The organism is Corynebacterium sp. HMSC074C03 (genome assembly GCF_001838285.1).
In the GTDB taxonomy this organism is placed as follows: Bacteria; Actinomycetota; Actinomycetes; order Mycobacteriales; family Mycobacteriaceae; genus Corynebacterium; species Corynebacterium amycolatum.
Genome location: NZ_KV836196.1, coordinates 118,453 through 139,366, shown reverse-complemented (window position 1 = coordinate 139,366; position 20,914 = coordinate 118,453). Strand labels below are relative to the sequence as shown.

General features: G+C 58.0%; 17 protein-coding genes and 1 riboswitch. Of the genes, 6 read left to right on the top strand and 11 right to left on the bottom strand.

The genetic code is table 11. From position 1 onward, the window contains the following. Positions 1-355: 355 nt before the first annotated feature. From HMPREF2847_RS02300 to HMPREF2847_RS02285, 4 genes are all read right to left on the bottom strand, one after another. Entirely contained in the window at positions 356-1,228 is an 873-nt protein-coding gene (locus tag HMPREF2847_RS02300) for an adenosylcobinamide-GDP ribazoletransferase (RefSeq protein ID WP_070851393.1), read from the bottom strand. Between the two features lie 5 nt (positions 1,229-1,233). After that, positions 1,234-2,271, bottom strand: coding sequence for a nicotinate-nucleotide--dimethylbenzimidazole phosphoribosyltransferase (gene cobT / locus HMPREF2847_RS02295; protein ID WP_070851392.1), 1,038 nt, complete (start codon positions 2,269-2,271; stop codon positions 1,234-1,236). Positions 2,272-2,373: 102 nt separating this feature from the next. Further along, positions 2,374-2,967: a bifunctional adenosylcobinamide kinase/adenosylcobinamide-phosphate guanylyltransferase gene (locus HMPREF2847_RS02290; RefSeq protein ID WP_070851391.1), complete on the bottom strand. Its 594-nt coding sequence runs from the start codon at positions 2,965-2,967 to the stop codon at positions 2,374-2,376. A 12-nt stretch (positions 2,968-2,979) separates the two neighbouring features. After that, entirely contained in the window at positions 2,980-3,744 is a 765-nt protein-coding gene (locus HMPREF2847_RS02285; RefSeq protein ID WP_070851390.1) for a DUF3043 domain-containing protein, read from the bottom strand. Positions 3,745-4,058: 314 nt separating this feature from the next. Here HMPREF2847_RS02285 and HMPREF2847_RS02280 point away from each other — a divergent pair, with 314 nt between their 5' ends. Beyond that, entirely contained in the window at positions 4,059-4,400 is a 342-nt protein-coding gene (locus HMPREF2847_RS02280; RefSeq protein WP_005512007.1) for a HesB/IscA family protein, read from the top strand. 181 nt (positions 4,401-4,581) lie between these two features. On the opposite strand, the gene asnB is transcribed toward HMPREF2847_RS02280, so the two are convergent. Beyond that, positions 4,582-6,507: an asparagine synthase (glutamine-hydrolyzing) gene (asnB, locus tag HMPREF2847_RS02275; protein WP_070851389.1), complete on the bottom strand. Its 1,926-nt coding sequence runs from the start codon at positions 6,505-6,507 to the stop codon at positions 4,582-4,584. A gap of 500 nt (positions 6,508-7,007) precedes the next feature. Between asnB and HMPREF2847_RS02270 the strand changes: the two genes are divergently transcribed. Both HMPREF2847_RS02270 and HMPREF2847_RS02265 read left to right on the top strand, forming a co-directional pair. Beyond that, entirely contained in the window at positions 7,008-8,183 is a 1,176-nt protein-coding gene (locus tag HMPREF2847_RS02270) for an aa3-type cytochrome oxidase subunit II (protein WP_070851388.1), read from the top strand. A gap of 35 nt (positions 8,184-8,218) precedes the next feature. Beyond that, positions 8,219-8,665 (top strand): aa3-type cytochrome oxidase subunit IV, encoded by a 447-nt coding sequence (locus HMPREF2847_RS02265; protein WP_070851387.1) that lies wholly within the window; start codon positions 8,219-8,221, stop codon positions 8,663-8,665. Between the two features lie 169 nt (positions 8,666-8,834). On the opposite strand, the gene HMPREF2847_RS02260 is transcribed toward HMPREF2847_RS02265, so the two are convergent. The 5 genes from HMPREF2847_RS02260 to HMPREF2847_RS02240 all read right to left on the bottom strand — a co-directional run bounded on the left by HMPREF2847_RS02260 (position 8,835) and on the right by HMPREF2847_RS02240 (position 15,143). Continuing rightward, the gene (locus tag HMPREF2847_RS02260) at positions 8,835-10,562 is read right to left on the bottom strand and encodes an ABC-F family ATP-binding cassette domain-containing protein (RefSeq protein ID WP_070851386.1); all 1,728 of its coding nucleotides are present in this window, start codon (positions 10,560-10,562) and stop codon (positions 8,835-8,837) included. A 167-nt stretch (positions 10,563-10,729) separates the two neighbouring features. After that, positions 10,730-12,358 (bottom strand): cytochrome bc1 complex cytochrome b subunit, encoded by a 1,629-nt coding sequence (locus HMPREF2847_RS02255; RefSeq protein ID WP_070851385.1) that lies wholly within the window; start codon positions 12,356-12,358, stop codon positions 10,730-10,732. After that, positions 12,355-13,566: a cytochrome bc1 complex Rieske iron-sulfur subunit gene (locus HMPREF2847_RS02250; RefSeq protein WP_070851384.1), complete on the bottom strand. Its 1,212-nt coding sequence runs from the start codon at positions 13,564-13,566 to the stop codon at positions 12,355-12,357. The genes HMPREF2847_RS02255 and HMPREF2847_RS02250 overlap by 4 nt, the downstream gene beginning before the upstream one ends. Beyond that, the gene (locus HMPREF2847_RS02245; RefSeq protein WP_048759010.1) at positions 13,563-14,453 is read right to left on the bottom strand and encodes a cytochrome bc1 complex diheme cytochrome c subunit; all 891 of its coding nucleotides are present in this window, start codon (positions 14,451-14,453) and stop codon (positions 13,563-13,565) included. Before HMPREF2847_RS02245 ends, HMPREF2847_RS02250 begins: the two co-directional genes overlap by 4 nt. 75 nt (positions 14,454-14,528) lie before the next feature. Further along, the gene (locus tag HMPREF2847_RS02240) at positions 14,529-15,143 is read right to left on the bottom strand and encodes an aa3-type cytochrome oxidase subunit III (protein ID WP_088611596.1); all 615 of its coding nucleotides are present in this window, start codon (positions 15,141-15,143) and stop codon (positions 14,529-14,531) included. A 537-nt stretch (positions 15,144-15,680) separates the two neighbouring features. On the opposite strand from HMPREF2847_RS02240, the gene trpD reads away from it, so the two are divergent. Further along, entirely contained in the window at positions 15,681-16,748 is a 1,068-nt protein-coding gene (trpD, locus tag HMPREF2847_RS02235; protein WP_070851383.1) for an anthranilate phosphoribosyltransferase, read from the top strand. Here the strand turns inward: trpD and HMPREF2847_RS02230 are convergent. Next, positions 16,745-18,334, bottom strand: coding sequence for a DEDD exonuclease domain-containing protein (locus tag HMPREF2847_RS02230; protein ID WP_070851382.1), 1,590 nt, complete (start codon positions 18,332-18,334; stop codon positions 16,745-16,747). The genes trpD and HMPREF2847_RS02230 overlap by 4 nt on opposite strands. Positions 18,335-18,747: 413 nt before the next feature. Beyond that, positions 18,748-18,890, top strand: a riboswitch (cyclic di-AMP (ydaO/yuaA leader). Between the two features lie 14 nt (positions 18,891-18,904). On the opposite strand from HMPREF2847_RS02230, the gene HMPREF2847_RS02225 reads away from it, so the two are divergent. Next, the gene (locus HMPREF2847_RS02225) at positions 18,905-19,483 is read left to right on the top strand and encodes a C40 family peptidase (RefSeq protein ID WP_070851381.1); all 579 of its coding nucleotides are present in this window, start codon (positions 18,905-18,907) and stop codon (positions 19,481-19,483) included. Between the two features lie 345 nt (positions 19,484-19,828). After that, positions 19,829-20,899, top strand: a complete 1,071-nt coding sequence (locus HMPREF2847_RS02220) for an NlpC/P60 family protein (protein ID WP_370523130.1) — start codon at positions 19,829-19,831, stop codon at positions 20,897-20,899. Positions 20,900-20,914 lie beyond the last annotated feature (15 nt).

The following is a 20,914-nucleotide window of genomic DNA, read 5'->3' as shown; positions in this document are numbered from 1 at the left end:
AAAAGGCTGGATCAAATAACCGCAACACGCCCGGGAAAGACACACTTTTCTTTACTTAACCCACCCTAACCCACAGAACCCAAACCTGGGAGTATCACCCCAACATAGAAAAGCGCATCCCGTGCATTGCTGCGACGGGACGCGCTTTGTTAATTAGCTGGGAGGCTAGAAGGTGTGCTCGTTCTTGGCGCCCCGGCAAACGGTCGGCGCAAAATAATTTGGGCGAGCCCCGAAACGAGCCTCCTGTACTCCGCCTTCCCGGCGGTGTGCCCTCAGAATACGTCCGCGTCAAAGTGACCGTCAATAGTTCTTTTTAAAGAAAACCCCAACGGGGGCAATGCGCGCATTTTCCCTGCTAGAACCCTATGGCAAGTATCACGGCACAGACAGCGCACGTTATCTCAATGATTGCGCCAAACACGTCGCCGTTGACTCCGCCAAACCTCTTCACGCAGTGCCGCGTCAGCAGCAGTGTAACGCCAAAGCTCAGTGCACAAGCGGCTACGCCCACGAGCCCAATCAGCCCGCCCGACACAGCTAGCAGCAGTGTCCACCAGCAGGCCACCGTCACGGTGGACTGTGTACCAGCCGTCAGGGAGCCGAAGCCGCTGTTCGAAAAAGGCGGAAAGCCACGCCAGCAGGCAGTCGTTGCCGCCGTGCGAGAGGCCACAAAAGGCAAGCACAGCACAACCACGCCAGGCCACATCTGGCCAGCAGACCAATGTGACAGCACACTAGCCACAATCACGGCAAAAGCAGTCGTCGTCGTCAACATCGTCAGCACGATGGAGCCCACGCCCATTGGGCCGGTGCTCGGATCGCGCAGCACCTCGCGCGCCCCCTCCGGCGGTTTATACGAGCCGAGGGCATCTGCCACATCCGCCAGCCCATCCAGGTGCATGGCGCGGGTCAACATCTGTGCCGCCACCATAATCAGGGCGCCGCCGAGGATCGGGGTGACGTCGTAAAGCGTGGGCGTGCGTGACGACGACGTTGCGAACAGCCCCGCCGTGATGAGAACTGCACCCGCGGCAGGAACGAGCCCAGCTACTGGCAGTGCAGCGATGGCGCGGCGGCCGGTAATGCGGTCGAACACGCTCGCGCCTTTGAAAGGCAGGACAGTGAGCCAGGACAGGGCAGTGGTGATGGCCTCAGCGACGGCATTGCCGTGAGCGGAGGGATCACCGTCGAGGTTGTCCTGGTGAGACGGGCCGGCTTTGTCGGACAAGTCGATTAGTCCTTGGTGCTTACGCCTGCGTCGGCGAAGGTAGCCATGTTGCGCAGGACGGATACGCCGGACTTGACCAGCGGTAGGGCAGCGACGGCGCCGGAGCCTTCGCCAAGACGCATCCCGTATTCGAGAAGTGGTTCCTTATCCAGGTGTCGAAGGGCAAGCGTGTGCGCGGGCTCTGCCGACTTGTGGCCGGCGACCCACCAATCGCGGGCGCCCGGAGCGAGCTGGTCAGCCAGCAGAGCAGCGGATGTGACAACCACTCCGTCCAAAATCACAGGAGTGCGACGCACCGCTGCTTGTGCCAAGAATGCGGCCATCACGGTCATATCCGGCGAGGAAATACGACGGAGCACCTCAACCGGGTCATTGCGCAGGCGACGCACGCGGAACATGGCATCGCGCACGGCAGCGACCTTGAGCTTCCAGCCCTCGTCATCAATGCCAGTGCCTCGGCCGACGACGACAACTGGTTCGGAGTTGGTCACGGCACCAATCAGCGCTGCGGCTGGAGTGGTGTTTCCGATGCCCAGGTCGCCGGCAATGAGCAGGTCAGCGCCTTCATCAACGGCGGCGTCGGCAATCGCGATGCCCGTGCGGATGGCCTTATCGACCTCCTCCTCGCTCATCGCATCCTCGCGGTCGATAGAACCGCAGCTGCGACGGATACGGTATGGCCCTTCGGCATCGTGGTCGAGGGAAATGTCCACACCGGTAACTGTGGCTCCCGCGATGTCAGCGATAGCGTTCACGCCGGCACCCTTTGCCTCGATATTGGCAAGCATCTGGATAGACACCTCGGACGGGTACGCGGACACCCCGCCCTGGGCAACACCGTGGTCACCAGCGAAGACATAAACACGGCAATCGTCCAGGTCACGCGGAGGGCATTCTCCCTGGCACGCCGAAATCCAAATGCCGAGCTCTTCCAACCGGCCGAGTGAGCCTGCGGGTTTAGTCAACTGCTCATGGCGCGCGCGGGCGGCCTGTTCAGTCTCTTCGTCAGGGCGTGCTACCGGTCCAAAATAATCCGCGTTCATACTCTCAAACGCTACCCGAAAACGATTTGTGTACCGACCATTGGTACATAATTATCCGCATTGCTAGGCAGACCGTCATAGGAGGAGAGGCGTGAAGTGAATCTAGCTGGCCGCCTTGACTTCCATAGGGCAGCCCGCCACAACTAGGACAACACGATCACAGACAGCTGCGAGCTGCTGGTTGAGAAGACCAATTTCATCACGGAAAAGCCGCCCTGAGCGGTGCTCGGGAATGACACCGAAGCCCACTTCGGGCGACACAATGAACAGGTCGGAATCTGCGGGGAAGTTGCGCACGGCGTCGACAAGCGAGTGCGTCCACGGCGCGACGCTGCCCCTCGGCGCCTCCCACAGCCCTTGCGCGTCGATGATGTGCGTCAGCCAGGTGCCGACATCGTCGAGCAGCATGCGCCGCTTCGGCGACGCGAGAGCATCCACCGCATCGACGTCATCAACCGTGTGCCAGGCCACTCCGTGCTCTCGTGCCTGTGCTTGACGACGAATGCGGTGCTCCTCGACCCTGGAGTGAAAGTCGCTATCACCGGGCCAGGGCCGTGCTGTTGCGATGTAGTGCAACACCGCTGAGGCTGCGGCATCTGAGGCACAGTTGGTTGAGGCTGCGGCGGTGGCCAGCAGCTCGTGCTCAGCCCATGAGGACTTGCCTGAGCGGGCGCCACCGAGAACCAGAGTGCGCATGGCAGATGGAGGCTACTTGATCTCGTCGCCGATGTTGACCTGCGGACGCGGAGTACGCAGACGACGCGGCTGAGAAGCGCGGGAGTAAGCGTAGAAGCCCAGCCCCCAGGCTCCCTCGGTGGTCTTCGGGAAGCGCTCACGCGTCAGCTTGATGGCACGGCGGCCGATGTAGATACCTTCGATAATCAGGGCGATGATGAGAACCATCGCGATGAGAGATGCGATGTTGGCCAGCTTTGGCAGGGAAGTGCCAATCATCATAATCAGCAGCAGAATCAGCGCGAACGGGAGGAACACGTTAGCGAGGAAGCGACGGGAATCAACCCAGTCGCGGACAAACTTGCGCTCAGCGCCCTGGTCACGCGGCAGCATGTAGCGCGGATCACCGGCGGCCATGCGCTCGTCGGCAATGCGCCGCTGCTCACGTCGCTCTGCTCGCTCGCGTGCCTTGGCGGCCTTGAGCTCTTCCTTGGACATGGAGGCCTTGAGCTCCTTGCGGCGCTGGCGAGCTTCCTTAGCAGTCAGCGGCGCCTCGACCGGGCCACGGCGGATGCCGCGTGCGCGCTCAACCTCGTTGCGCTTCGGAGTAGGGCGCCCCTTCTTGGGAGTAAAAGCACCGCTGTGCTTCTTCTCGGGCTGCTGAGACTCCGAAGCGGTGACCTTGGCTCCGCTGGATGCGGTCGCGTCGGTGGCTACGTCTCCGGCGTTGGTTGCGTCAGCTTTAGTTGCGTCAGCTGCCTTGGACTTTTTGTCATTCTTTTTCCACGGTAGATTCACGACCCCAGATTATAAGGTCTTCAAGGTGCTTCCCTAATTAGGTTGCAGGTTGAGGGCCAGGGGCTGGGCAAGGGGCGTGGTTTTTGGCGTGGCCGCCGCGTGGGGTCGGAGGCGGAGAGAGCGCCGTTGGGGCGTCGGAGGCCGTGGTGCGGTTGCGAGGTGGCGGCAAGAAGAGACTTCAGAAAAAGAGAAAGAAAAAGAGTACCCAGAATTGGGAATTAAAGACTGGTCGGTATGGTTGTGATAAATAATGACGTAGCCGACCTTGGGGTCGACTCGCATACTTAAACACTTCAACAAGGAGGACACGCGCTATGACTACTGCTCAGAGCACTGGCGTTACCCTGACCGAAGCTGCGGCTGCCAAGGCAAAGGCACTTCTGGACCAAGAAGGTGCCACCGACCTGGCACTGCGTATTTCCGTGGCTCCGGGCGGCTGCGCCGGCCTGCGCTACCAGCTCTACTTCGATGACCGCAGCCTCGACGGCGATGTCGCCGAGGTTTTCGGTGGCGTCAAGCTGGTCGTTGATCGCCAGTCGGTTCCGTACCTGTCCGGCGCCACTATCGACTTCGCGGACACTATTGAGCAGCAGGGCTTCACCATCGATAACCCGAATGCCACTGGCTCCTGCGCTTGCGGTGACTCCTTCAACTAAGTCATTAGCTGAGCAGAGCTGTCAGCAGACGCTGTGAAAAGCGTCGGATAGTAAAAGGCTCGGACCTCACTCTTGTTAAATGAGTGAGGTCCGAGCCTTTTCTTTTGGTTGCGCAGGCTATGGTGGCAGCCTGCCGGGGCAGGATGGGGGCGCGGGGACCGTCGTAAAGCGAACTAGCGAACTAGAGCTCGACGGGGTAGTCGCGCTGCTCGATGTCCGGAGTGATGCGGCCTTCGATGAAGATGCCGTGCCAGACCATGAAGGCCAGGATGGTCCAGAGGCGGCGGGAATGATCGCGCTCGGTTGGGTGGTGCTCGGCGAGCATCTTGAGCACGGCGTCCTTATTAATGAACTCATCGGTCTGGGACTCGCGGATGATGTCCTCGGCCCAGCCGTGCAGTTCGTCGCCTGCCAGCCAGTGGCGAATCGGCACCGGGAAGCCCAGTTTGCGGCGGTTGAGGACGTGCTCCGGAACAATCTGCTCCATGGCGCGACGCAGTGCGTACTTGGTGGTGCCGTGAGAAACACGCATGTCCACCGGCAGCGTCTGTGCAACGTCGAAGACCACACGGTCGAGGAACGGCACGCGCAGCTCCAGGGAGTTGGCCATGGTGATCTTGTCGGCCTTGACCAGAATGTCGCCACGCAACCAGGTGAACAGATCCAAGTGCTGCATCCGAGTCACCGGGTCCCAGCCTTCAGACTGCGCGTAAATCGGTGCCGTGACATCGCTGTGGTCCCATTCCTTCTTGGCCCACGGCAGGACTTCCTGCAGCTGCTCAAAGTTAAAGGAACGAGCATTGCCGTAGTAGCGCTGCTCCAACGGAGTAGTGCCTCGCTGCAGCAGTGACTTGCCGCGCATGCCTTCTGGCAGAGCTTCGCCGACCTTAGCCAGACCGCGCAGCAGGGGAGAGGGAACCTTGTCGAACGGTTTCAGCGACAGTGGCTCCTTATAAATGGTGTAACCACCAAAAAGCTCGTCTGCGCCCTCACCGGACAGTACGACCTTAACGTGCTTACGAGCCTCTGCGGCCACGAAGTACAGCGGCACCAGTGCGGGGTCAGCTACCGGGTCATCGAGGTACCACATAATCTTCGGAATCGCCCCGGCGAACTCCTCCGGCGAGACGACCTTCACAATGTGCTCGACGCCAATGGCGGCGGCGGACTCGGCAGCCACATCGACCTCGGAGAAGCCCTCGCGCTCGAAGCCGGTGGTAAACGTCAGCAGGTTCGGGTTGTGGCGTTTGGCCAAAGTTGCAATCGCAGTGGAGTCGATACCGCCCGACAGGAACGAGCCCACCGTGACGTCGGCACGCATATGCTTCTCGACGCTGTCCTCCAGCGCACGGGCAATGCGGTCAAAAACGTCCTGCTCAGTGCCCTTGGCCACTTGCTGAATCGGGAAATTTGGCTTGAAGTAGCGGGTCTGCTTAACTTCGCCACCAGGCGTAACGATGGCAGTGCAACCCGACTCCAGACGAACAATGTCGGTGTGCAGTGACTCCGGCTCCGGAACGTACTGCAGATCGACGTAGTGCTCCAGTGCGCGCTTATTCAGCTTCTTCGCATCGATGCCCATCTCCGGCGCGGCCTCGAGCAGGGACTTCTTCTCAGAACCGAAAATCGTGCCGCGCTCGGTGGTGGCGTAGTAGAGAGGCTTAATGCCGAACGGATCGCGCGCCAGGAAAAGCTTGCGCTCGACGCTGTCCCAAATGGCAATGCCGAACATGCCGCGCAAGTGCTTTACGACGTCCGCTCCCCAGTGGTGGAACCCAACGACGATAGGTTCACCATCGCCGGAGGTATTAAAGGCATAGCCTTCCTTCTCCAGCTGCTCGCGAAGTTCGACGAAATTGTAGATTTCGCCGTTGAAGGTCATGGAGTAACGATTCGGCTGATTCTCTGGTCCCCACTGCAGCGGTTGGTGGCTGTGGGCAATATCAATAATGGATAGGCGGTTGAAGCCGAAAACTGCGTCCTCATCGTGCCACGTGCCTGCATCGTCAGGACCGCGGTGCCGCATGCAGGGCAGGGCCCTTTCGACAACGGGAACGAGCTCCGCTGCGTCAGAATTTGCAGTCAGGATTCCGAGAAGACCACACATGCTTCGTGCGCGCACCTTTCGCTTAGTGTCACTTAGTGGATTTTCGACGGCTTCGTAGCTAGGGGCTCAGTGCGACTGGCTGTCGCCTGAACCGGTGGCCGTGAAGGACCGCCGCGTGGCTGAGTAGTTGGGTTGAACCCCAGATTGGCGCCACATAGAAATGCTGCACCTACTTTAATGCCTTTTGGGGAAAAGCGAGAATGTCTGAGTTTGCCGTGTCTAGGGCTCGGGGCAAGGTTGCGCGGGACGGTGTGTGCGTCAGCGCGTGGCACAAACACTAAAAAATTCATAGACTTGGGAGCGTCAACAGGGTGTAACTGGTGAGAATGCCACCCCCGATAGGCGGGTCTTTCTCAGTATTTTATTAGGGCAGATATACTCAAAGGCACCCCACAGCCATATTTATTGTGGAGAAAGCTTAAGAATCGACTACTCTGCTTGGGTAGGACGAAACCTTAATCGGTTATCGAAAATTGTGTGGATCAGGAAGGCAGACACACGTGAATCAGCGTAGAAAGTTCGGAGTCGCCCGTAAGCTCGGCGTCCTCGGCGTTGCCGCCGGTAGCGCAGCCTTGCTTGCCGGCTGCGATGTTAATCCTCCGGAGAACGGCTTCTTCAAGCTGCTCCGCTTTGGTTGGCCGGAAGGTGTGACCCCGGAAGCACAGTCCATGGGTAATTTCTGGGTTTGGACCTGGGTTGCAGCGTGGATTATCGGCATCATCGTTTGGGGCGTTACCCTTTACTCGATGGCAAACTTCACAGCTAAGAAGGCTGAAAAGAAGGGCAAGGGCGAGTTCCCGCGCCAGACTGCATACAATGTTCCGGTTGAGTTGTCGCTGACTATTCTGCCGATTCTGATCGTGATGGCCCTGTTCTTCTTCACGGTTCAGACTCAGGACAAGGTGACTGCCCTGGATAAGGATCCGGAGGTCACTGTCGACGTCACCGGTTTCCAGTGGAACTGGAAGTTCGGTTACGCCAACATTTCCGCTGACCTGATGGGCGGCGAGGAATACAACGGCCGTATTGAGAAGCCGGCTGATGAGCAGTTCTTCACCGAGGGCGGCCACGAGGTTCCGTCCGCTGAGGATCGCGCAAAGCAGAAGGAGCACCCGGTTCACGGACGCTCCAAGGAGAGCCTCGACTACCTGCACTACGACGAGATTGAGACCCTCGGTACCACCGAAGAGGTTCCGGTCCTCGTTGTTCCGGAAGACACTGCAATCCAGTTCGACCTCGCGTCCGCTGACGTGATTCACTCCTTCTGGGTTCCGGAGTTCCTCTTCAAGCGCGACGTGTTCCCGCACCCGGAGGCTAACAAGTCCAACCGTGTCTTCCAGATCGAAAAGATTGACTCGGAGAAGATGGCTAACCGCCCGGAGGACAACCCGAGCGACAAGGTCAAGAACGCATTCGTTGGCCGTTGTGCCGAGATGTGTGGTACCTACCACGCAATGATGAACTTCGAGATTCGTGCTGTCTCCCGTGAGGCATTCACCGAGTACATCAAGTTCCGCCAGGAGAACCCGGAAGCTACTAACGCTGATGCTCTGAAGCACATCGGTGAGCCGGCATTCGCAGTCTCCACCTCGCCGTTCAACTCCGGTCGTGTCGACACCCGCGACATGGGTGACCGTGGTGCTAACACCATTGACCTGAACGCGACCGCCAAGTAAACCCAGCAAGATTCGTACCTAAAGGAAGTTCTCAAATGAAGTCTGCAGCAAAGCTCTTCTACGGACTTACCGTGTTCCTGGGGTTCATGGCTGTCGTCTACATCTTCGGCACTCAGTACCTCCAGGACACCGGTAACGTCATCAACGAAAGCCAGGGTCGCCTTGAGTGGGCTGGCGCAACCGGCCTGGTCCTCGCAGCTCTGATGACTCTGATGCTCGGTGGATACTTCCACTTCACTGAGCGCCGTTCCGACATCACCCCGGCCGACTTCGAAGAGGCAGAGGTTGCCGACGGTGCTGGAACCCTCGGTTTCTTCTCCGCTAGCTCGATTTGGCCGTTCGTGATGACCATGGGCATCCTGCTCATGGGCTACGGCATCGCATTCATGGCCTACTGGCTGATTGTCCTTGGCGCGGTAATCCTGATCGTCTCCAGCACCAAGCTCAACACTCAGTACATCACTCCGCCGGAGAAGCACTAGTCCGAGTGCAATCCGACTGAACCACAGTCGTAGATAACCGAAAAGTCTCTCCCACTAACAAGGGCGTTAGTGGGAGAGACTTTTTTGTTTGGGCAAGTGAGGGGGGGGAGGAAATCCTAACCGGTGCTACTTCGCCGGTTAGGATCATTAATCAGTATGTGATTCCGTATCAAGCGAATTCGACGGGTTTCTGCCCCTTAGGTAGTTCGATGACCTCACCGTCAGTCACCTGCAGATGGCGCGCTTCGAGCGAGTTAATCATGCGGTGATCGTGGGTAATCACAATAATTGTGCCCTCTGCCGACGCAATTGCGTCTTGGACCTGCTCAATCAGATCCACACTCAGATGGTTGGTAGGCTCGTCGAGCAGCAAGATCTCCGGCGGGTTAGCCACGACCAACGCTAACGCCACTCGTCGCTGCTGGCCGATGGAGAGGCTTCCTACCGGGCGATTGGAATCCTCGGGGCTAAGCAACCCAAAGTCGTCGAGAGGCACGCGGGCATTGGGAGCAAGGTCGTATAACTCACGGGCGGACTTCTTTGGGTTTTCCCAGTCTTGTTCCTGAGCCAGCATGGCTACTCGACAGTTCTCGCCGATACGCACCTCGCCAGCCTGCGTCTCAACTTGCCCCATGATGGCCTTGAACAAAGTAGACTTTCCGGCCCCATTAGGACCCGTGATCACGACCTTGTCTCCGGGACGAATAGTCAGTGAACCAACCCGAATTCGATCTGGGACGACCACGCCGCGCATCTTGATATGAAAATCCTCATCACTTCCCGATGCAGCGCGCTTGGTCGGTAGGGGTGCGGTCAGCGGGGCATCAAAGCCCAGCAGAGCCGGCGGACGCTCCACACCTTCCTCGATGAGCTCATCCAGTCGCTGCTTAGCCGAACGTACGCGGCGGGCGATTTGCCGCTCTACACGACCGCCACGGCGGTCATAAGCCATCTTGTTGTTGTCCGTCATTGCTCGGCCCGGTGAGACCTCACGGGCGCCATTGTCGATGGTGTCTTCCAACCGATTGCGTTCATGCTCCTCGGAGCGCCACTGGTGCTCCCATAGCTCACGCTGGTGGCGACGGTGCTTCGCATAGTCGGAGTAATTACCACGGAACAGCCCAATACCAGGGCGCCCCGGCACCAAGTCTCCAATTACAGTACAAACGGCATCCAGGAAGTCGCGGTCATGCGTTGCCACCACAACCACTCCAGGGTGGTTCTGAATGGTGTCAATCACGAGCTGGCGACCGCGTTCATCGAGATGGTTGGTGGGCTCGTCGAGAAGCAAAATCTCTGGTTTTCGAATGAGCGTAATCGCGAGCCCCAGCCGCGCCCGCTGCCCGCCGGAAATCTCCGTGGTTAGTTGCTCTACCAGGGGAGCGCCGTCGGGAGCAGTACCGGTCAGGCCGAGATGGTCGAGCACAATCTCCGCGTTATGCTCGGCGTTCCAGTCATCGTGAGCCATGACGTCCGAGAAGACCTTCGAATACGCTTTCTCTGCCGCCTCAGACTCATCTGGGGTCTCTGCTAAGGACATCGCCTCAGCTGCCTCTTCCAACTCCGCTAGACGACGTTTCGAGGGGCCGAGAGCCTCGTCGATAAGCATTTGCACCGTGGAGTCGAAAGGAGCTTCCAGCTCCTGAGAGCCGAGCACACGCGTGCCAATATGAGTCACCGTACCGCCCGTGGGCCGACGACGACCCGACAGCAGCCAAAGAAAAGTGGATTTGCCGGCTCCGTTGTCTCCGACCAATCCGAGGACATCGCCGTCGGAAAGCGTGAGCGAGACATCGCGCAGAACAGGCGTGGCCTCGTAGTCGAAGTTGACACCGTTGGCGACAAGCTGTGTGGCGTTGCTCGAGAGATCGGTGGTGGGGGAGGGGCTGGTAGACATATGTCCATTTTAGTACTGGTAGACAGCAGATTTGGTATCTGACATATGTGGGGTGCAAGACGAGCGCGCAGGAATCCGGGGAACAAAAACCACCCCGGTCAACATCCGAATTGGATGCGGACCGGGGTGGTCTTATTTGAGCGCAGTAGAAAACCTACCGCGGAGTTTTACTGCTCGAGCTGGCGACGCTCTTCAGCGTTCTGCGCTTCGAGGTCACGGAACATCTGAGCCTGCTGCTCGTGGTTCTCGTGCTCGATACGAGCTGCCTCTTCGGCAATCTCCGGGGAGTCCGGGCTGAAGAAGCTACCGCGACCCGGGCTACCAGCGGCGCCCAGTTCGTTCATGGTCTTCGGGACGTAAGCACCCTGGTACTCGAGCGGAACGGCGTGGCCGTGCTCGTCGACCGGGCCCAGTGGCTGGTGGACCTCGATGAAGGAACCATCAGGCAGCTGGTTGATGATGCCCGTCTCAATGCCGTGCTCCAGGACAGCGCGGTCAGAGCGCTGCAGGCCGATGCAGATTCGGTAGGTGACGAAGTAAGCGATCGGAGGCAGGATAATCAGACCGATACGGCCAACCCAGGTCATCACGTTCAGCGAAATCTGGAAGTGGTATGCGATCAGGTCGTTACCACCGGACAGAGTCAGTAGGGTGTAGAAGACCAGAGCCATGGCACCCAAACCGGAGCGAACCGGCACGTCGCGCGGACGCTGCAGCAGGTTGTGGTGAGCGTTGTCGCCGGTGATCTTCGCCTCGATGAACGGGTAAGCGAAGAGCAGGACAACCAAAATACCACAGAGCAGGGCGACCCAGAAGACTGCCGGGATCGTGTAGGAGCCCAGGTAGAGCTCCCACGGCGGCATGACACGGGCAGCACCGTCAGTCCACAGCATGTAGATATCCGGCTGGGAACCAGCGGAAACCTGCGACGGGTTGTACGGGCCAAGGTTCCAAATTGCGTTGATCTGGAAGATACCAGCGAACAGCGCCAGGAAGCCGAAGGTAATCAGACCGAAGGAAACGGACTTGACTGCGAAGATCGGGAGAATACGAACGCCGACGACGTTGTTCTCAGTGCGACCTGCGCCAGGGAACTGGGTGTGCTTCTGGTACCAGACCAGAGCCAGGTGAGCGGCAATCAGACCCAGCAGCAGTGCCGGGAGAATCAGCACGTGTGCAATGTACAGGCGCGGGATAATCAAGTCACCCGGGAAGTCGCCGTTGAACATCATCCAGTGCAGCCAGGTGCCGATAATCGGCAGACCGATGATGATTGCGGACATAATACGCAGACCAACACCGGAAAGCAGGTCGTCCGGCAGGGAGTAACCCATGAAGCCCTCTGCCACGGACAGCAGCAGGAGGATGGAACCGATGACCCAGTTAGCCTCACGCGGCTTGCGGAATGCGCCGGTGAAGAAGATGCGGAACATGTGCGCCATGATGGACACGGCGAACAGGAGAGCACCCCAGTGGTGAATCTGGCGAATGAACAGGCCACCGCGAACCTCGAAGGAGATCTGCAGGGCGGTCTCGTAGGCGCGAGACATCTCGACGCCGTTGAGCGGCGCGTAGGCACCGTCGTAAATGACCTTCGACATCGACGGGTCGAAGAACAGAGTCAGGTAAACACCCGAGAAGAGCAGGACTACGAAGGAGTAGAGTGCAATCTCACCCAGCAGGAAGGACCAGTGGGTAGGGAATACCTTATTGAGCTGCTTACGCATGCCGCCAGACAGGGTGTAGCGGTCATCCATATTCTTAGCAGCGGTTGCTAGTTTCGTTGGATTACTCATGACTGACGCTCCCAGAATGCCGGACCGACGGGCTCAATGAAGTTGCCCTCTGCGTACATGTAGCCTTCTTCGTCAACGCTGATCGGCAGCTCTGGAAGAGCGCGAGCAGCTGGACCGAAGACCGGCTTGCCGTAGTGCAGTGCATCGAACTGCGACTGGTGGCATGGGCAGAGAATACGGTTCGTCTGCTGTTCGTACAGAGAAGTCGGGCAACCGATGTGTGTACAAATCTTCGAGTAGGCGAAGTAATCGCCGTAGTGGAAGTCTTCCTGACCCTTGCGAAGGATTGCCTTTTCAGCGTCCTGGGAACGCAGACGGATCAGCATGACGGAGTTGCGGGAGCCGTGAATCGAGTGCATGTGTGCCTCGTAGACATCAGCATCCTTGGAGTACTTGTCGCCGTCGTTGACGTCCTCCTCTGGAAGCGGGAAGACGGTCTCCATGGAACCTGCGGACAGGTCCTCTGGGCGGAGGCGAACCAGACGGGAAACGCCCTTGGTGGTGTAGCCGTGTACGCCCTCTTCAGCAATAGCGCCGGTGTCGCGTCCCAGGTAAACCTTGTGGCCCTTCTCGACGAGAGTCCAGCCGGTGGTCCACAGGGTGCCGTCACCAGTGACGTCAACGTCGTGGCGTGGCTTCCACGGGTTCTTAATCATGCCGCCAAGCGGAAGGATCATGCCGATACCAGCCAGGACGGCGCCGGTACCAAGGAGGCCCTTGATAGCGGAGCGACGACCCAGGGTGGAGGTCTGCCAAGAATCGTTCAGCAGGGCAACGATGGTCTTCTGGTCGACCTCTTCGGACGGACCATCGTGGCGGCGCTGAACCGAAATCTCTTCCGGAATGAAACGCTTGGTGAACTTAACTGCACCAATACCCAGGGTGACGATACAGCCACCGATGGTGATACCCAGCAGCGGGGTGTACATGGTGTACAGCCACAGCCCCTCTTCGCCGTGACCCTTGTAGTGCCACGGGTAGAACAGGTAGATGGCGATGAATGCCAGGCCAAGAATGACTGACAGAGCCAGCCAGATGGCGACGCCACGGGCCGCGCGCTTTTCAGCCGGGTCGTTGGCAATCGGGAAGCGTTCCTTGCGGTAAGCAATGGTCACGTCGTCGAGCTCAGCACCCAGACGAGCGAGATCCGCATTGCTCATCTTCGACAGCTCTTCGGAGCTGTACTTCTTGTTTTCGTTATTACTCATCGGCGGGATCCAATCCAAAGAGCGGCCGCTACGAGAGCGACAATGCCTACAATCCACATGACAAGGCCCTCAGCAACTGGGCCGATGCCACCAATGCCCCAACCACCTGGGGTCGGAGTTTCCTTGGAGTTCTTGATGTAGGCGATGATGTCCTTCTTTTCGTCAGCAGACAGCTGGCGGTCAGAGAACTTCGGCATATTCTGCGGGCCGGTCAGCATGGCCTGGTAGATTTCCTGCTCATTTGCGGGGTCCAGGACCGGTGCGTACTTACCGCTGGACAGTGCGCCGCCACGACCGGTGAAGTTGTGGCAGGAGGCACAGTTCAGGCGGAACAGTTCGGAACCGCGAGCAACGTCAGCCTTGTCAAGCTCACCGTTCGGGCCGGCGTTCTTACCGCGCAGCGACTCCATAGCGATGGAGCCGTCCTCGTCGCGGACGATGCCGGCGCCGCCACCATTAGCCTGGACGTAGGCTGCGATAGCCAGCGTCTGCTCTTCGGAGTAACGCGGGGTCTTACGTGCTGCCTGAGCCTCATTGCGGAGCATCGGCATACGACCGGAGTGAACCTGGAAGTAAACCGAGCCCTCGCCGACGCCAATCAGCGACTTACCGCGGTCCTTAACGCCCTGAAGGTTGGCGCCGTGGCAAGTAATACAAGCAACGTCGTAAAGCTCCTTGCCCTGCTGAATCATTGCGGCTTCATCCTGCTGAGCAGTAGCCGTCTGTGCATCAGGGGTCAGAGCATTAGCGAGGAAGCCCGCGCCGGTGAGGGCGAGAGCCATAGCCATAATGCCGGAGGCAGTACGGCGCATCTTGCGGCGGCCCTTTGACTTCGGGGCCGCAGCCAAGGACGTGGTGTCCTTGGTTTCGGAGGTAGTGTTTTCCATCTTTTTCCCTTTAAGACTGTTCGTGGAAAGTGGATGGGCTGTAGGCCGTACTAAACAAAGGACGGCCAATACGGCCTACTGGATGAAGTAGATGGTGATGAACAGGCCAATCCACACGACGTCGACGAAGTGCCAGTAGTACGAGACCACAATGGCAGCAGTGGCCTGTGCCGGGGTGAACTTCGCCTTGGAGGTACGGATAAGCACCACAACGAAAGCCAGCACACCCGCGAGGACGTGGGCCGCGTGGAATCCGGTGGTGATGAAGAAGACCGAACCGTAAATGGAGTTCTGAATGGTCAGACCGTGGCTAACCAGGGTGAAGTACTCGTAAGCCTGGCCGACGAGGAAGATTGCACCCAGGGCGGTAGACAGTGCGTACCACTTACGGAGTGCGAAAACGTCGCCACGCTCGGCCGCGAACACGCCCCACTGGGCAGTGAACGAAGACGACACTAGGATCACGGTGATCAATAGTGCGTACGGGACATTGAGGTGGCCGGTACCCCAATCCCACGAATCGCCCTGGCCGTTCGCGCGTGACACGAAGTACATCGCGAACAGACCGGCGAAGAACATTAATTCCTGAGACAGGAACACAATCGTGCCGACACTGACCATATTCGGTCGGTTCAGTGTCGCAGCACGACGTGGTGCTGTCATACCTTGATTTTCAACTGCGCTCGTCACAACTAACAGTATGTACTGTTCTTAAGGAGTAGTCACGTTGCAACCCCCGTTTTTGTATAAAAATTCCTAAAATCCCAGGTCGCAAGGAAAGGTTTCTGAGAATTTCACTAATTTTTCCCCCTGTTGGGAACTTTCCGGTGTCTTTATCCGACGCGGGTGAATTCGAGGGTTTTGTTGTGTCGCGGTGCGCGGAGTCCATCCCCCTGGACTGCCAGGTTCACCTTCGGCGAACCTGGGTTAGCGATACTGCGGCATCGGCTGTCGGTTAGTTTATCGCAGGTTCGGCTCTATTTAATATCGTATTTTTCCAGTTGCCCCAATGGGGGTGAGATTTTCGGCGAACACAAAAAGTGGACCTGGTGATGCGCTGGATATATGGGGGAGGTATCTTGTCTTATTACGTACATCACGGTGGGGTTTTCCAGAAAGCCCCGTGATGTGGTGCACCTGGTGGGCGGAATAACCAGCAGCACCTAGGTGCATTTGTATTAATAAAGTACGAGTACAGACTTGACTATCTAGTGGAAGGGAGTGGCGATGAGCGAGATCGGCGATAAGAGGGCGGTCGAAAACTGGCGCCATGTTCTTTCCACGATTGGCGCTGGCCGCGAAGTTTCCGGTGAGGGCATTCGATTCGCCATGGATCAGATCATGTCAGGTGCTTCCGGAGACGTGCAGACCGCAACGTTTGCTTTCGGTCTCCTCGCCAAGGGGATTACGGCTGCCGAGCTCGATGCTGCGGCTGAGGGCATGCTTTCTTTTGCCCGCCCAGTTCATGATCCACAGCTCGCCGGTGTTATTGAGCGCGGTGCAGTCGATATCGTCGGCACCGGTGGGGATGGCGCAAATACCGTCAACATCTCCACGATGTCCATGATTGTTATCGCTGCCAGCGGTGTGCCGGTGCTCAAGCACGGTAACCGCGCGGCTTCCTCGAAGTCGGGCGGCGCTGACATGCTGGAGGCCTTTGGTATCGACATTGAGAACGGTCTCGTTACTTCTCCGGAACATCCGGATTTCTACGTGCGCTTCCTCTTTGCCGCTCGCTTTCATCCGGCCATGCGCTTCGCTGGACCGGTGCGTAAGGAGCTAGCGGTTCCGACAGTCTTCAACCTGTTGGGGCCGCTGACGAATCCAGCACGCCCGCAGGCAAGCTTGATTGGCTGTGCCTTCGAAGATCAGATGGAGACGATGGCGGACACCTTCGCCCGCCGTGGTCAGCGCGCGTTGGTGGTACGCGGAAGCGATGGTCTCGACGAGATTACCGTTACTGGCCCCACCAAGGTCTTTATTGTGGAAAACGGTGAAGTTGCCGAAGATGTCATCGATCCACATGACTATGGCATGGAGTACTCCGAAATTGACGCGCTGCGTGGCGGTGACCCCGCGTACAACGCTGATGTTGCACGTCGCATTTGGGCTGGCGAACTCGAAGGTCCGATTCGCGATGCAGTCATCCTTAACTCCGCCGCCGCAATCGCCATTTCGCGTGGTCTGGGTGGCCGTCCGCTAAAGGAAGCTATGGCCGACTCCATTGAAGAGGTCAAGGAAACGCTCCAGTCGGGGCTGTGCCTGGACATCGTTACCGCGGCGATGAAGGGTTAAGGTTCGCGTCGCGCTTCACGACGTGCTTGCTGCGCGTCAATTGCCCACTGAAGGTATTTTCCTGCGCCCAACCTGGGGTAGGAAAACTCGCCTCCGGTGGGCTTTATTCGTACCTCCGGGCGCTGCAACCATTTCCAGACAATACTGAGTTCATCAATTGATGCTCCTTTATATAAGGAGTCATCTGGAGTGACTGTTTGGGCTGAACTCTCCATGAGGTCGATGATGTAGTTCATATCCGCGCCACGCGGTGCGGTGCTGGCGCCCGCCAACCTGCCATAGCGAATTTCCGCTAGGTGCCAGCCTCCATTGCCATCGGGGAAAGCGGCTTGCAGAGATGGGATGGCGGCAAGCATGCTCAGGCGCTGCTGCTTATCCAAGCTGATAATGAACTCCGCAGTGCGGTCACGCTGCACTGCCGCGCGTTGGAAGCGCTGTGCTTCGCCAAGTGCTGATATCTCAGCAATCATGTCTGCAATCTCGTCTGCGCCGGTGGTGGAGATCTGGGCGGTTGTTATCGCAAAGTCGTCGTTAAGTGCGGAGAACCTGTCGCGGATGGCAGTAGCGGTGTCGCGCGTGCGGAAAGGACCTAGGCTGCGGGCGTCGGTGACTGTTCGGCTAATCTTGGCAGGCCGACCGGGGCTAGCGGGGACGATGTACCAGCCGCGGGTCGGTTCGGTACGTTGTCGGTTGTAGGGCGGACGGAGTGCAGAGATCAGGCGAGCCTCGCGGATTTCTGCAGCGAAGCCGTGCGGGCATTCGATGATCTCGACGCGTTCGGCTAGAGAGACCATTTCCGTAATCTTGCGACGAGAATCAGTGCCGTTGAAATACTGCAGAAGTCTACGTCGCAAATCGAGAGCTGTACCTATATATAAGGGGTCGTCATTTCTTGATCGAAAAACATAGACACCAGGGGTGTGCGGAGCTCCATCGGCAAGATGTCGTTTAGCACGAACCTCCGGAGCGACGGTCGGCGAGTAATGCACTAGCTCGGACGCTGTATGTACTTCATCGCCAGCTAGTCTCTCCATGAGGTAGTGAAGGACGTCGACGGTTGCGATTGCGTCGTCAAGCGCCCGATGGCTGGGGCGATTCGGAGAACCGACGTACCGTGCGAGCTGTGAGAGCTTGAAACTGCCAACTTGTGAGCGGTCAAGGACGCGACGCGCCAACGTGAGAGTGTCTATGACGCTGGGGCTTGGCCAATCTAGGCCCAAATCTGTGCAAGCCTGGCGGAGGAATCCAATATCGAACTTGGCATTATGCGCAACCCAGACGCTTCCCAGGGCAAAGTCGAGGAACTGAGTAATAACTGTGCCGAGCTGTGGAGCAGTTTCAACATCGGCGGTAGTGATGCCGGTGAGAGATGTGATGTGGTCGGGAATCTCCATGCCGGGGTCGATGAAGCTGGAAAAGGTGCCAATTGTCTTGCCGCCACGGGTTTTGATGGCCCCAATTTCAATGATGTGGTCGTTCTTGGCCTTTAGTCCAGTCGTTTCTAGGTCTACGACGACAAAGGTGGTGTTGAAAAGAGAATCATCGACGGAGCCTTCGAGAGGGAAGTGCTGTTGTCCTGAATTCACGTCAATAATCCTATTCTGAGCGCTCCTAGTGGTGTTAAAACTGTGAAACTTGAGTAAATTGAGCTACTACAAGCTGGAGTGTGACATAAAACACGTTTTGAGTCCGCGATAAAAATGTTCCGACCTTAAGGCGTTAAGTGTAAAGTTCTCGTCGGACTTCAAAATGCCAGGTAGTGACACGTTTATCAAACTGTTATTATTCCGCCGCAAGGGGAGTGTCTAGTTGTAACAGCTTGGTAACGGTTTAGTTCTATCGATGGTAACAACCGGGCCTTGAGCGGTTTTCTTGGCAAACGGCTAGACAAAACTTGATGCCATTTCGTAACCTTATCGAGACATTGAAACGGGGCCACTGAGTTGGTGCCGGTCATTGATAAGAAAACACAGAGCCTTATCGAAGGTCCTGAGGGGCTAAGTAGTGAGAGCCTCAGGGGATTCGAGCCGGGGACCCACTTCGAACCATGGGGTGAATCCCAAAGGGAAATCCCGGAGGGTAGGAAGTCTTCCATTCTTCCGAACCCGTCAGCTAACCCGGTCGGCTAAACAGGAAGATTTTGGAGTTTCAAAACAATGGGCAAGCACCACCGCCGTTCTAACTTTGCACGCAACGCAGTCGCATTTGGCGCAACCGTCGCCGGCGTTACCGCTCTCGCAGTTCCGACCGCTAACGCTAACCCGCTGAACGACATCCAGGGCGCACTGAACGGCTTCGATACCCCGCAGGTTGCAGGTCTGCAGGATGTTGTTGGCAAGTTCAATGATGTCGCAGGTGAGGTTACCTCCGGCAGCGTTGCAAACGTTGCAGCACCGTCCACTGGTTCGGCTATCGTCTCCGCTGCACGTTCCAAGATTGGTTCCCCGTACGTGTGGGGCGCTACCGGTCCGAACTCTTTCGACTGCTCCGGTCTGACCTCCTGGGCATACCAGCAGGTCGGTAAGTCGATTCCGCGCACCTCCCAGGCGCAGGCTTCCCAGGGCGTCGCGGTCTCCAGCCCGGCACTGGGTGACATCGTTTCCTTCTACTCTGGCGCTACCCACGTCGGCATCTTCTCCGGTAACGGCAATGTGATTCACGCTCCGCAGTCCGGCGATGTCGTCAAGGAAGCTCCGATGAACTACATGCCGGTTCACAACTTCGTCCGCTTCTAATCTGTTTGAACGGATGACAACCTGCGGGGCTTAGATGCCCCGCAGAGCCTTGGCTCTTTTTTAGTGAGGGGGCACTGAGGCGAGCGCCCGGGTGCTGACGCTATGTGCGTCGTAAAGCACTATGGGGGGCGCTCGCCTCATTTTTGTTTTTGCCCTGTGGTTACGCAATGCGTGAAGTCGAAGGGCTATCCTGGTTACTCCCTTTGGATACCCCTTTGTGCTGGCGGTTTGTCGGTGTGTTGTTCCGCGGCAAGGCTGCTACAATTTGCTCGAATGCGTCAAGTGGTTTGATGTTTTGTTTTTCGGGGAAGAAATTTGAATACACAATTTGAAAAGGGTTTGGATTTGTCGCGTCACCGTGCCTCTCGCCGTCGCCACAACTCTCGTCGCGGTGTAGTCGGGCTGACGGTCGTGACTGGGCTAACCTTTGGCTCCGTAGGTTTGGCGCCAATTGCGTCTGCGCAGGATGAACAGCCAGCCCCGGATTTGGCTACTGCCGACGGCATTATTACAGAGCTGGAGAAGATTTCTCGGGATACCGAAGCGATTTCGGAGGAAGTTACCGAGCTGGATTCTCAGGTTCAGGCCAAGGAAGAGGAACTCCGGCACGCCGAGGGGGAGCTGAAGCGCTCTGAGGACCAGGTTCTTCGAGCACAGGATGACCTCAAGGCGCTCTCTGGTGAGATTTCCTACTTCGCGAAGAAGCGAATGCGAGGCGAAATCGTCGACCCGTTGTCTGCCGCGCTGGGATCTGCCAGTGCTCAGGACGCTATCGACCGTACCGGTTACATCAATAAGATGTTCCGCGATAACGATGAAGTTGTCAGCCGTGCGGTGCAAGCCCGTAAGGATGCTGAGGATGGTAAGGCCAATGCGCTGCGTCTGCAGGGGGATATCCGCAAGCAGCTCGATGACCTGGCTAAGCGTCGCGATGATTTGGACAAGCGCAGCGCTGAATTTGATGAGCGCGCCGAGCATGTCAAGTCCATGGTTGATGCGCTGAGTCCCGAACAGCGAGAAATCTGGATTTCCAAGAACAACCCAATTACCGAAGGGCTGGATAAACTGCTCGGATCTTCCGCCGCAGTTGATGCCGCGATGTCGAAGCTGGGTTCCCCGTACTCGTGGGGAGCTGCTGGTCCCTCTGCATTCGACTGCTCCGGTCTGATGTACTGGGCGTACCAGCAGATTGGTAAGTCCATTCCGCGTACTTCGCAGGCACAGCTCGCCGGTGGCACCCCGGTAAGCCGTGACCAGCTGCAGCCAGGTGACATCATCGGTTACTACCCGGGCATTACCCATGTAGGCATGTACATCGGCAATGGTCAGATTGTCCATGCTTCCGACTACGGTATTCCGGTCCAGGTCGTTTCCATCGACCAGGGCGGCCCGTACCAAGGCGCGGTCCGCTTCTAACTACCGGCAGGTGAC

What these genes read in the sequence shown, in the direction of transcription:
- HMPREF2847_RS02290 (WP_070851391.1), bottom strand. Translation starts at nt 2,967, where the DNA reads ATGCGCACTCTGGTTCTCGGTGGCGCCCGCTCAGGCAAGTCCTCATGG.
- HMPREF2847_RS02260 (WP_070851386.1), bottom strand. Translation starts at nt 10,562, where the DNA reads ATGTCTACCAGCCCCTCCCCCACCACCGATCTCTCGAGCAACGCCACA.
- asnB (WP_070851389.1), bottom strand. Translation starts at nt 6,507, where the DNA reads ATGTGTGGTCTTCTCGGAATCCTGACTGCAAATTCTGACGCAGCGGAG.
- HMPREF2847_RS02225 (WP_070851381.1), top strand. Translation starts at nt 18,905, where the DNA reads ATGGGCAAGCACCACCGCCGTTCTAACTTTGCACGCAACGCAGTCGCA.
- HMPREF2847_RS02280 (WP_005512007.1), top strand. Translation starts at nt 4,059, where the DNA reads ATGACTACTGCTCAGAGCACTGGCGTTACCCTGACCGAAGCTGCGGCT.
- cobT (WP_070851392.1), bottom strand. Translation starts at nt 2,271, where the DNA reads ATGAACGCGGATTATTTTGGACCGGTAGCACGCCCTGACGAAGAGACT.
- HMPREF2847_RS02265 (WP_070851387.1), top strand. Translation starts at nt 8,219, where the DNA reads ATGAAGTCTGCAGCAAAGCTCTTCTACGGACTTACCGTGTTCCTGGGG.
- HMPREF2847_RS02255 (WP_070851385.1), bottom strand. Translation starts at nt 12,358, where the DNA reads ATGAGTAATCCAACGAAACTAGCAACCGCTGCTAAGAATATGGATGAC.
- HMPREF2847_RS02250 (WP_070851384.1), bottom strand. Translation starts at nt 13,566, where the DNA reads ATGAGTAATAACGAAAACAAGAAGTACAGCTCCGAAGAGCTGTCGAAG.
- HMPREF2847_RS02245 (WP_048759010.1), bottom strand. Translation starts at nt 14,453, where the DNA reads ATGGAAAACACTACCTCCGAAACCAAGGACACCACGTCCTTGGCTGCG.
- trpD (WP_070851383.1), top strand. Translation starts at nt 15,681, where the DNA reads ATGAGCGAGATCGGCGATAAGAGGGCGGTCGAAAACTGGCGCCATGTT.